Annotated in this window: 10 protein-coding genes and 2 tRNA genes; 4 read left to right on the forward strand and 8 right to left on the reverse strand. The window is 70.8% G+C overall.

What is annotated here, in order from left to right:
- Positions 1–42: 42 nt before the first annotated feature.
- Positions 43–2,376 carry an NADP-dependent malic enzyme gene (locus MKK49_RS02270; protein ID WP_244026440.1) on the forward strand — a complete coding sequence of 778 codons (2,334 nt, stop codon included), beginning with the start codon at positions 43–45 and terminating at the stop codon, positions 2,374–2,376.
- 103 nt (positions 2,377–2,479) lie between these two features.
- On the opposite strand, the gene MKK49_RS02275 is transcribed toward MKK49_RS02270, so the two are convergent.
- From MKK49_RS02275 to MKK49_RS02295, 5 genes are all read right to left on the reverse strand, one after another.
- Positions 2,480–3,397, reverse strand: coding sequence for a PhnA-like protein (locus MKK49_RS02275; protein ID WP_279595273.1), 918 nt, complete (start codon positions 3,395–3,397; stop codon positions 2,480–2,482).
- Positions 3,398–3,726: 329 nt separating this feature from the next.
- Positions 3,727–3,801 (reverse strand) — tRNA-Gly (locus MKK49_RS02280).
- Positions 3,802–3,901: 100 nt separating this feature from the next.
- Positions 3,902–3,976: transfer RNA gene (locus MKK49_RS02285), tRNA-Gly, on the reverse strand.
- 126 nt (positions 3,977–4,102) lie between these two features.
- Entirely contained in the window at positions 4,103–4,573 is a 471-nt protein-coding gene (locus MKK49_RS02290; protein ID WP_244026441.1) for an NUDIX domain-containing protein, read from the reverse strand.
- 2 nt (positions 4,574–4,575) lie between these two features.
- Positions 4,576–5,274 carry a fumarylacetoacetate hydrolase family protein gene (locus MKK49_RS02295; RefSeq protein ID WP_244026442.1) on the reverse strand — a complete coding sequence of 233 codons (699 nt, stop codon included), beginning with the start codon at positions 5,272–5,274 and terminating at the stop codon, positions 4,576–4,578.
- Positions 5,275–5,403: 129 nt separating this feature from the next.
- Between MKK49_RS02295 and MKK49_RS02300 the strand changes: the two genes are divergently transcribed.
- From MKK49_RS02300 to MKK49_RS02310, 3 genes are all read left to right on the forward strand, one after another.
- Positions 5,404–6,846, forward strand: a complete 1,443-nt coding sequence (locus MKK49_RS02300; RefSeq protein ID WP_244026443.1) for an FAD-binding oxidoreductase — start codon at positions 5,404–5,406, stop codon at positions 6,844–6,846.
- 262 nt (positions 6,847–7,108) lie between these two features.
- Positions 7,109–7,402 (forward strand): DUF2218 domain-containing protein, encoded by a 294-nt coding sequence (locus tag MKK49_RS02305; RefSeq protein ID WP_056096059.1) that lies wholly within the window; start codon positions 7,109–7,111, stop codon positions 7,400–7,402.
- A 61-nt stretch (positions 7,403–7,463) separates the two neighbouring features.
- A complete protein-coding gene (locus MKK49_RS02310) occupies positions 7,464–8,738 on the forward strand; it encodes an aminopeptidase (protein WP_244026444.1) in 1,275 nt (424 codons plus the stop codon).
- Positions 8,739–8,781: 43 nt separating this feature from the next.
- Here MKK49_RS02310 and MKK49_RS02315 read toward each other — a convergent pair whose 3' ends face one another.
- From MKK49_RS02315 to ppx, 3 genes are all read right to left on the reverse strand, one after another.
- Positions 8,782–9,762: a lipid A biosynthesis lauroyl acyltransferase gene (locus tag MKK49_RS02315; protein ID WP_244026445.1), complete on the reverse strand. Its 981-nt coding sequence runs from the start codon at positions 9,760–9,762 to the stop codon at positions 8,782–8,784.
- Between the two features lie 123 nt (positions 9,763–9,885).
- Positions 9,886–10,908: a zinc-binding dehydrogenase gene (locus tag MKK49_RS02320; protein WP_244026446.1), complete on the reverse strand. Its 1,023-nt coding sequence runs from the start codon at positions 10,906–10,908 to the stop codon at positions 9,886–9,888.
- Between the two features lie 17 nt (positions 10,909–10,925).
- Positions 10,926–12,473 (reverse strand): exopolyphosphatase, encoded by a 1,548-nt coding sequence (gene ppx / locus MKK49_RS02325; protein WP_244026447.1) that lies wholly within the window; start codon positions 12,471–12,473, stop codon positions 10,926–10,928.
- Between the last annotated feature and the right edge of the window lie 2 nt (positions 12,474–12,475).

Consider the following 12,475-nt stretch of genomic DNA (forward strand, 5'->3'; position numbering starts at 1 on the left):
GCTCCAAAGCGCGCGCGGCGCAACATCCAGGGAGTGAGGCCCATGGGCGACAACATGTCCGACGATCTCAAGTCCGGGGCGCTCGTCTACCACCGCCTGCCGCGTCCCGGAAAGCTCGAGATCCAGGCCACCAAGCCGCTGGGCAACCAGCGCGACCTGGCGCTGGCCTATTCCCCCGGCGTCGCCGCCGCCTGCGAGGCCATCGCGGCCGATCCGCAGGAGGCCGCCACCCTCACCATCCGCCAGAACCTGGTCGCCGTCCTCACCAACGGCACGGCGGTGCTGGGCTTGGGGAATATCGGCCCCCTGGCGTCGAAGCCCGTGATGGAGGGCAAGGCGGTCCTGTTCAAGAAGTTCGCCGGCATCGACGTGTTCGACATCGAGGTCGCTCAGAACGACGTCTCCAAGCTCGTCGACGTCGTCTGCGCCCTGGAGCCGACCTTCGGCGGCATCAACCTCGAGGACATCAAGGCGCCCGAGTGCTTCGAAGTCGAGGAGCAGTGCCGGGCCCGAATGAACATCCCGGTCTTCCACGACGATCAGCACGGCACCGCCATCATCGTGGCGGCGGCCGTCCTCAACGCGCTGGAACTCGCCGGCAAGCAGCTCGGCGACGTCCGCATCGTCACCTCGGGCGCGGGCGCCGCTGCGCTCGCCTGCCTCAACCTCCTCGTCTCCCTCGGGGCGAAGGTGGAGAACATCACCGTCACCGACATCAAGGGCGTGGTCTACAAGGGCCGTGCCGAGCTGATGGACCGCTGGAAGGACATCTACGCGCAGGAGACCGAGGCCCGGACCCTGGCCGAGGTGATCCCGGGCGCGGACGTGTTCATCGGCCTCTCGGCCGGCGGCGTCCTCAAGCCCGAATACCTCGAGACGATGGCGCCGAACCCGCTGATCATGGCGCTCGCCAATCCCTACCCGGAGATCATGCCCGATCTCGCACAGGAGAAGCGCCCCGACGCGATGATCTGCACCGGGCGCTCGGACTTCCCCAACCAGGTCAACAACGTCCTGTGCTTCCCCTACATCTTCCGGGGCGCGCTCGATGTCGGCGCCACCTCGATCAACGAGGAGATGAAGCAGGCCGCCGTAAAGGCCATCGCGGCGCTCGCCCGCGAGACGCCGTCCGACGTGGTCGCCCGCGCCTATGGCGGCGAGGCCCGTCCGTTCGGCCCGCGCTCCCTGATCCCGAGCCCGTTCGACCCGCGCCTGATCCTGCGCATCGCCCCGGCGGTCGCTCAGGCGGCCATGGATTCGGGCGTCGCCGGCCGGCCCGTGGAGAACCTCCAGGCCTACACCGACAGCCTCGACCGCTTCGTGCACCGCTCGGGCTTCATCATGAAGCCGATCTTCTCCAAGGCCAAGGAGAACCCCAAGCGGGTCATCTACGCCGAGGGCGAGGACGAGCGCGTCCTGCGCGCCGCACAGGCCATCATCGAGGACGGGGTGGCGCGGCCCATCCTGGTCGGACGCCCGCGCGTCATCGAGACCCGGATCAAGCGCTTCGGCCTCACCCTGCGCCAGGGCGAGCATTTCGACCTCATCGATCCCGAGGACGATCCGCGCTACCGCGACTACGTCGCCACCTACCTCGAGGTCGCCGGCCGGCGCGGCATCACCCCCGACGCCGCCCGCACCCTGGTGCGCACCAACACCACCGTGATCGGCGCGATCGCCGTGCGCCGGGGCGAGGCGGACGCCCTGATCTGCGGCCTGGAGGGCCGGTTCGAGACGCGTCTGCGGGTGATCCGCGACGTGATCGGCATGGCACCGGGCGTTCTCGATTTTGCCGCCATGAGCCTGATCGTGACGAAGAAGGGCGCCTATTTCCTCGCCGACACCCATGTGCGCCAGGACCCGAGCGCCGAGGAGATCGCCGACGTGGCGGTGGCCTGCGCCGAGCACGTCCGCCGCTTCGGCCTCACCCCGAAGATCGCGCTCCTCAGCCATTCGGATTTCGGCCAGTCGGATTCGCGCTCGTCCCTGAAGATGCGCTCGGCCCTGGGCCTGATCCGGTCCCGGGATCCCAACCTGCAGGTGGATGGCGAGATGCAGGCCGACACCGCCCTCTCGGAACTCATCCGCGACCGGGTGATGCCGAGCTCCTACCTCAAGGGCGCGGCCAACGTGCTGATCCTGCCGAACCTGGATGCCGCCAACATCGCCTTCCAGTTCGCTAAGGTTCTGGCCGACGCCCTGCCGGTGGGGCCGCTCCTCATCGGTCCGGCCAAGCCCGCCCACATCCTGTCGCCCTCGGTGACGGCGCGCGGCATCGTCAACATCACCGCCGCCGCCGTGGTCGAAGCCCAGGCCGGTGACGTGAGCGCCACCACGGCCCTGGCCGAGCCGGGTGCCGGATCGACCGCCGAGTAATCTCGGCGGGCGCGATCGATCCGAAAAAAAGGCCCCCGGAGCGATCCGGGGGCCTTTCTCGTTCGGGCGTGTCCGCCGGCCGTGGGCCGGCGGGAAGGTCCGGTCAGTCGCGGCGGGTGCCGTAAGCGAGCGCCGCGTCGACGGTACCGAAGCGGCCGCCGAGGAAGGCGGCGAGCGCGCCGAGGACCAGGGCGAGGGCGCCATAGAGCGCGCCCTGGGTTGCGGCGCTGCGGGTCGCCTCGGCGGCGGCGGCGGCCTTCTGCTTCGCCTCGGCCGCGGCCTGCTCGTACTGCTTGCGGTAATCCTGGACCTGAGCCTTGGCCTCGTCGGGCGAGATGCCCTGCGCCTTCGCGAGGGCATCCGCGGCGCGGGCCTCGGCCTGGGCCTGCTGGGCGGCGTCACCCGACAGATAGGCGCGCACGGCCTGGGCCGCCGTATCGCGCAGGGCGGCCGGGTCCTGGCCGCCCGAGGTCTGGCGGACCTTGTTCTCGATGCCGTCGAGGGGATTCGTCAGCTTTGTGAGCGAGGGCGCGGCCGTCTGGGCTGCCGTCTGAGCGGCACCGCCGAGGGCCGAACCCGCGCCGCCGATGACGCTGGAGATACCACCGAACGCGCCGCCGATGAGGCTGCCGGCCGCGGAGGTGAGCAGGTAGACGATGACGAGGGTGGTCACGGCCCAGGAGACGAGGCCGTGATAGCCGCTGGTGCCGGCCGAGGGCTTGCCCGACAGGCGTCCGGCGAGAAACCCGCCGATGAGCGAGGCGACGATGCCCGAGACGACCCACCAGAGGCCCGCGCCCGTGGAGAGGCTGGCGGCGGTGGGGGTGTCGTTGCCCGTGGGGTTCAGGGTCGAGAGACCGATGCCGAGGCCGACCATGTTGAGGATCATCTGCGCCACCAGCGCGATGACGGCACCCGCGAAGATGGCGCCCCAGGACACTTGGTTCAGCGGGAGCGTGCTGCGCGGCTCGATGATGGCGGCCGTCGATGCGACGGGCGTGCGTGTGGGTATGACGGCCAAAGGGAACTCCTGGGGACTTGGATCGGGACTTGGATCGGGACTGGGCGCCGGGACGACTCACGCCGGTCGCAGGGACGCGGCGCGGCGCGATGGCGGAGGGATGGAGGCGATGAACCGGATGGCGCACGATCGGGCACACCCTGCCCGTTTGCACGCCATCACACGACAGCGCCGGTCCCAACGTGCGGTTCCGGGAAATGTTCGCGGCCTTTCGCCGTTCCTGTCCGGGCCCGGCTTACGAGACGCTCCCGGCCAGCTGGAAATCCTCGGCCCAAAACGCAAAAACGGCCCCGAAGGACCGCCATGAAGCTTAGGCAATTTGGGAGAATTGGAGCGGGCGAAGGGATTCGAACCCTCGACCCCAACCTTGGCAAGGTTGTGCTCTACCCCTGAGCTACACCCGCTCACACCACGATGCCGGCACGAAGCCAACGATCGGGACCGTCGTATTCACAATGCCGAGCGGCCTGGGTGAGCCATGGCATCGCGTCGTCTGGGATGAATTGGAGCGGGCGAAGGGATTCGAACCCTCGACCCCAACCTTGGCAAGGTTGTGCTCTACCCCTGAGCTACACCCGCTCACAACCGCGCCGCTGGTGGAAAGACCCGCCGGCGGCCCCGGACGGCGTCTCTAAACACCATTCCGCGGAGCGTTGCAAGGGCCGGAGGACCGATTCCCGTAGCCGGCGCCTCTTGCGGGATTTGCTACCATTGCGCCGGCGGGGGCTCGCCGTCGCGAATCTCACGCAGGCGCGCGCGGGTGGCCCGCGTCGTCGCTTCGGGCAGGGCATCGAGGGGGAAGAACCCGCACTCGGCGATCTCCCGATCGGGGATCTTCGGGGCCGGCACGGAAAAGGCGGGCGCCACATAGAGGGCGACGTGGTCGCGGCCTGCCGCCGCCCCGTTGTGGTAGAACCCGTGGAGCCGCAGGGCCCGAGCCGGATCGACGACGATCCCGGCCTCCTCCTCGAACTCGCGGATCATCGCCGCGACGGCGCTCTCCCCCACCTCGATCCCGCCGCCGGGCAGGTGCCAGCCGGCGATGTAGGTGTGCCGCACGAGGCAGACACGGCCCTGCCCGTCGATGGCCGCGCCGCGCACGCCGAGGGTCATGCCGCGCGTGGCAAGCGCGCCGAGGTGGAACAGCCGCCGCAGGAGCGGTCGGTCCAGAAGCATCCTCAGACGACCCGCAAGGCGATGGCGCCGAGGCCGTCGATGGCCGCGCGCATGGTCCGGCCCCGCGTCACCGCGCCGACGCCGGACGGCGTGCCGGTGAAGATGAGATCGCCGGGATGCAGGGTGAAGTAGGCCGACAGGTAGGCGATCTGCTCAGGGACAGACCACAGCATCTCCGAGAGATCGCCGCGCTGGCGCTCGGTGCCGTCGACGGCCAGGGTGATGGCACCCCGGTCCGGGTGGCCGATGGCCGAGGCGGGGTGTAACGGGCCGATGGGGGCGGAGGCGTCGCCCGCCTTGGCCAGATCCCACGGCCGGGCGAGGCGCTTGGCCTCGTCCTGGACATCGCGCCGGGTCATGTCGAGGCCGACCGCGTAGCCGTAGACATGATCGAGGGCGGAGGCCTCCGCGATGTCGGCGCCCCCCACGGACAGGGCCGCCACCATCTCCACCTCGAAATGGTAGTTCTCCGTGCGCGGCGGATAAGGGTGATCGACGGCTTCTGAGCCGGCCACGATCTGGAGGGCGTCGGCGGGCTTCATGAAGAAGAACGGCGGCTCGCGCTCGGGGTCCTTGCCCATCTCGCGGGCATGCGCCGCGTAGTTGCGCCCGACGCAGTAGACGCGCCGGACGGGGAACAGGTCCGCGCTGCCGACGATGGGCAGGGCGATGCGCGGCGGGTTGGGGATCACGGACAGCATCGTTGGAGTCTCCCAGATCTCGGATGCGCGGCGGCCGGCCCTGCACAGCGGCCGCGCGCTCCCTATCATAGGGGGAGCGCCCGGCCGCGCCATCCCGGCGGCGGTGGGCGGCCTGCCCGGGATGTTCGCGTGCCCTCCTCCGCTCTCCTCGCCGCGCTGACCGACCGCCTCGGAGCGGCCCACGTCCTGACGGCGCCCGAGGATCTGGAGTCCTACCTCGTGGAGACCCGCGGGCTCCATCGGGGCCAGGCGCTCGCCGTGGCGCGTCCGGCCGACACGGCCGAGGTCGCCTTCGTCGTGGAGCGATGCGCCGCCGCGCGGGTGCCTGTGGTGGCCCAGGGCGGCAACACTGGTCTCGTCGGCGGCGGCGTGCCCCAGGGCGGGATCGTCCTGTCGCTCACCCGCCTCGCCCGGGTGCGCGCCGTCGACCCGGTCAACGCCACCATCACCGTCGAGGCGGGCGTCACCCTGGCGGACGTCCAGGCGGCGGCGGACGGGGCCGGGATGCTGTTTCCCCTGTCGCTCGCCTCGGAGGGCTCGTGCCGCATCGGCGGCAACCTCGCGACCAATGCCGGCGGGACGGCGGTTCTGGCCTACGGCAACGCCCGCGACCTCGTGCTCGGCCTCGAAGTGGTGCTGGCCGACGGCCGGGTCTGGAACGGGCTGAAAGGCCTGCGCAAGGACAATGCCGGCTACGACCTCAAGCAGCTCTTCGTCGGTTCGGAAGGCACCCTCGGCATCATCACCGCCGCCGTCCTGAAGCTGTTCCCCAAGCCCCTGAGTCGGGGCGTCGGCTTCGTCGGCCTCGCCGACCCGGCCGCGGCACTCGCCCTGTTCGCGCAGCTCCGCGCCCGGGCCGGGCGCGATCTCACCGCCTTCGAGGTGATCCCGCCCTTCGGCCTGGAGATCGTCCTGCGCCACACGCCGGGCGCGACGCCGCCGCTCGCGGGCCGGCACGGCACCTACGCCCTCGTCGAGTTCTCCTCGACGCGGCCCGACGCCCCGGCCGCCGAGGCCCTGGAGGCGGCGCTCGCCGAGGCCATCGAGGCCGGCTTCGTGGAGGACGCGACGCTTGGCGCCAGCGAGGCCCGGAACCAGGCCCTGTGGGCGCTTCGCGAAAACCTGTCGGAGGTGCAGCGGCGCGAGGGCGGCTCGATCAAGCACGACGTCTCGGTGCCGCTCTCGGCGCTTCCCGAATTCCTCGACACGGCGACGCGGGCCTGCGAGGCGGCAATGCCGGGCCTGCGCGTCTGCGCCTTCGGGCATTTCGGCGACGGCAACATCCACTTCAACCTGAGCCAGCCTGTCGGCATGGACCGGGCGGCGTTCCTCGGCCAGTGGAGCCGCTTCAACCGCATCGTCCACGACGTGGTGGAAAGTCTCGGCGGCTCCATCGCCGCCGAGCACGGGGTCGGCCTGATCAAGCGCGACGAACTCGCCCATTACGCCGACCCCGTCGCCCTCGACCTCATGCGCCGGGTCAAGGCGGCGCTCGATCCGCACGGCCTGCTCAATCCCGGCAAGGTCGTGGTGCCCGAGGGCGGCGGGCCGCCCGCCCTGCCCCCGGCCTGATGCCCTCCGAAGATCTTTTGCCGGAACCGAAAGGCGTCTCACGGGATTGTTATTGTGCGGCGCACCAATTCCGTTCAGACTGTGTGTCGCGACGCGCCATGAATTCGGCGTCAATGGCGCCAAGGATGTGAGAGCACGGCGGTTTTCCGCGCGTTGCGGTGCGGCAGGTTACCCGGCCTTAACCGCCGCGGCGTTCAATCGCCCCGAGTGTTCGACCGTGACGCGACCCCGCCCCGTGAGGGGCACCGAAGGAGACCCGAGGATGCCGACCTCTCAGGCGAGAGTTCCCACCGCCGAGGCGAGCCGCTACCTGAAGCAGCTCTGCCGGCACTGGAGCCACAAGTTCCCCGTCGAGGCCACCGACGCCGCCGGCCGCGTGCCGTTCGGCGAAGACCGGGTCTGCACCTTCGAGGCCGAGGCCGACGCCCTGCTGATGCGGGTGGCGACCCCCGATCCGGCGGCCCTGACGCGCCTCGAGAACGTGGTCTCCGATCACCTCCTGCGCTTCGCCTTCCGCGAGAACCTCGGCGAGATCACCTGGTCGCGCGCCGCTTGACCTGACGTCTCGGGACCTGATCTTGAGCTGACGTTCAGGATTGGATCGAGGGAGACGCGGGATGGATACGCACGGTCAGGCCGGTGGAGCGGGCACGGCTCCGACGACGCATGCGGTGCGCCTTGAGCGCCTCGCGGAAGTGGCCGTCAAGGTCGGCCTCGGCTTGCGGCCGGGCCAGGAGCTCGTGATCACGGCGCCCCTGGAGACCGTCTCCCTCGTGCGGGCGATCACCGAGCAGGCCTACAAGGCCGGTGCGTCGCTCGTCACCACGTTCTACTCCGACGATGCCGCGACCCTGGCGCGCTTCGCCTACGCGCCGGAAGAGGCCTTCGACACGGCCGCGGGCTGGCTCTATTCCGGGATGGCGGAGGCCTACCGCAACGGCGCCGCGCGTCTAGCTGTGGCCGGCGACGACCCCTCGCTGCTGGCCGGACAGGACACGGCACGGGTGTCGCGGGCCAACCGGGCCCGCTCGCAGGCCTACGTGCCGGCCCTCGAGCTCATCGCCAACTTTTCCACCAACTGGACCATCGTCTCGGCCGCGACCACGCCGTGGGCCCGCACGGTGTTCCCGGACCTGCCCGAGGACGCGGCCGTTTCCCGCCTGTGGGACGCGATCTTCTCCGCCTCGCGGGTCGACGGACCGGATCCCATCGCCGCCTGGGAGGCGCACAACGCCGCCCTTCACGCCCGCATGGGCGCCCTCAACGCCCATCGCTTCGCAGCCCTGCGCTTCACCGGGCCGGGCACGGACCTCACCGTGGGTCTGGCCGACGACCACGAATGGTGCGGCGGCGCCTCGGTCTCGCGCAGCGGCATCACCTGCAACGCCAACATCCCCACCGAGGAAGTGTTCACCACGCCCCACAAGGACCGGGTCGACGGGGTCGTGACGAGCACCAAACCCCTGTCCTACCAGGGCACGCTCATCGACGGCATCCGGGTGCGATTCGAGGCGGGCCGCATCGTCGAGGCCGAGGCCCGCACGGGCGGCGCGGTGCTCGCCAAGGTGCTGGAGACCGATGCGGGCGCCCGCCAGCTCGGCGAGGTCGCCCTGGTGCCGGCCTCCTCGGCGATCTCGGCCTCGGGGCTGCTGTTCTACAACACCCTCTACGACGAGAACGCCGCGAGCCACATCGCGCTCGGCCAGGCCTACAGCAAGTGCTTCGTCAACGGCGGCGCGGAGTTCAGCGAGGCCGACCTCGTGGCGCGAGGCGCCAACCGCAGCCTGATCCACATCGACTGGATGATCGGTTCGGCCGAGATCGACGTCGACGGCCTCACGGCGGAGGGCCGGGCGATCCCGGTCATGCGCGCGGGCGAGTGGATCGACTGAGCCTCGTTCCGGGATTTCGAAGGGCTTGCCCTTCGAACCGGGATCAAGCGGCGGGCGCAGCCGCCTCGGTGGCGGGCGCTGCCGGAGCCTTGGGCTTCGGCAGCATCGCCGGGCGCCAGCGCCGGTGCATCCAGAGCCACTGGCCGGGATTCTCGCGGATCCAATCCTCGACCACGCGGGTCATGGCCTGCATGGCGCCCTGAACGTCGATCTCGCCGTTCGCATCGCGCGGCAAGTCGAGGGGCGGGGTGAGTTCGAGGGAAAAGCGCGCGCCCTCACGCCGCACCACGCGAACGCCGTGGACCGGGCATTCGTAGTGCCGGGCAAGCTTGCCGAGCAGCGGGTTGACGAGGACGGGACGGCCGAAGAACTCGACCACGACGCCCCGGGTGAAATGCTGGTCGATGAGCTGGCCGAGGTGCCCGCCGCGCTCCACCACGCCCTGCATGGCGAACACCGCGCCCTGCCCGGCCGCCGCGAGACCGCCCATGGTCTGGCGGCGCACCTCCTGCACGAGGCGGGCGGAGGCGGCGTCGTTGGGCGGGCGGAAGATCGCCGTGGCGTCGAGGCCGTAGCGGGCCGCGCAGATCGCCGGCAATTCCCAGTTGGCGAGGTGCGCCGAGAAGATCAGCCCCGGCTTCCCGTCGTCGCGCAGATCCGCGAAATGGCCCTCGCCCGAGACCTGCATGCGCTGGCTCGCCGGATCGGACGCGTCGGCATCGAACAAGGTGTGGAGATGGGCGTATTCCGCGCCCGTGCGGCCGAGATTGTCCCAGGCTTGCGCCGCGAGCGCCCGCCGGGCGGCCGGATCGAGGTCCGGGAACGCGGCGGCGAGGTTGGCCATGGCCGTGCGGTGGGCGGGCAGGAACGGGCCGATGGTCCGGACCACGCGCCCGCCGATCCGGCTCGCCCGGTCGGTCCCGAGCCGGCGCGCCAGCCAGAACAGGGTCCGGATCAGGGGGATCATCGCGAGCCCGGCAAGGCGCGGCAGATGGCGTTTCAGGACCAGGGCGAGGCGGAGCAAGGCGATTCCCGTGCGGGGGGGAGCGTTCAGAGCGACGCCCCATCCTCCCCGCTTAGATCATTTTTTCGCGGGGGTGCACCCGGTGTGCGTCCGACGACGGAGCGGCCCCGGCGAGGCGCGGCGTCACAGGGTGACGAGGATCTTGCCGAACACCTTGCGCGCTTCAAGGCGCTCCAGCCCTTGCGCGAAGTCGGCGAGCGGCAGCACCGTGTCGACGACGGGGGTGAGGCCCTCGGCCATCTTGGCCAGCGACTGGCGGATATTGGCCATGGAGCAGCCGAACGAGCCGGTGATGCGGTATTGCTGCTGGAACAGCTGCATCAGGTTCATGGTGGTGGAGACGCCCGAGGTCGAGCCGCAGGTGACGAGGCGCCCGCCGCGCTTGAGGCACAGGGACGAGCCGTTCCAGGTGTCGGGCCCGACATGCTCGAACACCACGTCGACGCCCTTGCGCTTCGTGAGCCGGCGGACCTCGCCCTCGAAGCGCTCGTCGCGGTAGTTGATGACGTGGTCGGCGCCGAGGGCCTTCGCCTTCTCGCCCTTGGCGTCGTCGCCCACCGTGGTGAACACCGTGCAGCCGATGGCTTTGGCCATCTTGATCGCCGCCGTGCCGATACCCGAACCGCCGGCATGGACCAGGATGCTCTCGCCGGGCTCCAGCTTCGCGTTGTCGAACAGCATGTGCTGCACGGTGCCGAACGCGATGGGTGCGCAGGCCGCATCTGTGAAGCTCACGCCGTCCGGCACCCGGACCACGAGGCGGGCCGGCATGGTCACGACCTCGCGGGCGAAGCCGTCGATGTGGAAGCCCATCACCCCGGCGACATTCTCGCACAGGTTGTCGCGGCCCTCCGCGCAGGCCTTGCAGCGGCCGCAGGTCTGGGCGCCGTACAAAGCCACGCGGTCGCCCTCGGCCAAGCCCTCGACGCCCTCGCCGACGCAGACGATCTCGCCCGCGGCTTCGGCGCCTACGGTGAGCGGCAGCTTGCGCTTGGCGAAGGCCATGCCGCGAAAGCCCCACACGTCGATGAAGTTGAGGCCGACCGCCCGCACACGGACCCGGACCTCGCCGGGGCCGGGGGGAGCCGGGGCCTCGATCTCGCTCACGCGCAGGTCGCGGTCGCCGAAGAGCTGGAGGGCTTGCATCTCGTCTCGATCCGGAATCAGGCGATGGCGATGCGGCCGTCGAGGCCGATGACGCGGCCGACGCCACGCACGCGGTTGAGAATACGGTCGCCAGCCAGGGTCTCGCGATCCGCCGGCAGAGTCAGGGTGACGCGTCCGTCCGCGACGGTGGCGGGCAGGCCACCGAGGGTGCCCTCCATCCCGGCCGTGAGCGGGAAAGCGAGGCGCAGGAGGGCGCCGAGCAGCCGGGCCCGGTCGAACAGGCGGGGGCCGGCAAGGTTGCGCAGCATCGGGCTCGCCTTCTCCGGCGCGACGCCCTCGTGGCGGAAATACACGGCCAGCGCGAGGTAGGCCCGGCCGGGATGGTCGATGCCGACGAAGGCGGCGTGGGTGATGACGTTGACGCTCTGCTCGCCGCGATAATCGGGGTGCGCCCGCCAGCCGATATCCGACAGGAGACAGGCGGCGTGGCGCAGGCGGCGCTCGTCGGCCGTCTCGGGGGCATCGAGGGTCCCGATGAAGCGGTCGGTCCAGGCGATGAGATCCGTGGCGTGGCCCGGCGAGCGGGCACGCAGGACATTGAGTTCGGCGGCCGCCGCCAGCAGGGGGTCGGCCAGGCGGGCGTCGCGGTCGAGCTGCTCGTAGAGCAGACCTTCGCGCACGCCGGAGGCCGAGATCGCGAGTTCACGCGGACGCCCGACGCGAAGGATCTCCTCCAGCACCACGGCGCCGTAGGCCAGAAGCGGCCGGCGGGCCTCGGAGACGCTCTCGACATCCTGCAGCAGGGCCGCGTCCGTACGCTCCACCACTTCGAGGAAGTTGAGTTCGTCCGAGGGTTCGACGCTGTAGCCGTGCATGACGTGGAGCGGGTAGCCGCGCGCGGCCTGGTGCAGGCGGGCCAGCGCCCGCCAGGTGCCGCCCACCGCGTAGAAGCTGCGCCCGCGCAGGGTTTCGAGCTGGGGTGCGGCCTTCTTCAGATGCTCGCGGACGATCTTGATGGCCTTCCTCGGCGAATTCCCCGAGAGGTCCTGGAGGGCGAGGCCGCCGAGCGGCATGGTCACGCCCGTGCCGACGGTGGCGCCGCGCACGTCCACGAGTTCGAGGGAGCCGCCGCCGAGATCGCCCACCACGCCGTCCGGTGCATGGAAGCCCGAGATGACGCCGAGCGCCGACAACTCGGCCTCGCGCCGTCCCGACAGGAGCTCGATGGGATGGCCGCAGGCGGCCTCGGCGGCCGCGAGGAACTCGGGCCCGTTCCTGGCGTCCCGGGCGGCGGCGGTGGCCAGCACGAAGACCCGAGCGACCTGCATGGTCTCGCACAGCACCCGGAAGCGGGCGAGGGCGATGAGGGCACGCCGGACCGCCTCCTCGTTGAGGCGCCCCGTGGTGAGCACGTTGCGGCCGAGGCCGCACAGTACTTTTTCGTTGTAGAGCGGTGTCGGCGCCCTAGTCAGCCCGTCATAGGCGACGAGCCGCACGGAGTTCGAGCCAATGTCGATGATGGCCACGGGCGCGCGGCGAATCCAGGCCGTACGATCGTCGGCCCCGGACTCGCCGCGGGGTGGGCCGGCATGGTGGAGGCCCATGC

It is taken from the genome of Methylobacterium sp. J-090, from assembly GCF_022829345.1.
In the GTDB taxonomy this organism is placed as follows: Bacteria; Pseudomonadota; Alphaproteobacteria; order Rhizobiales; family Beijerinckiaceae; genus Methylobacterium.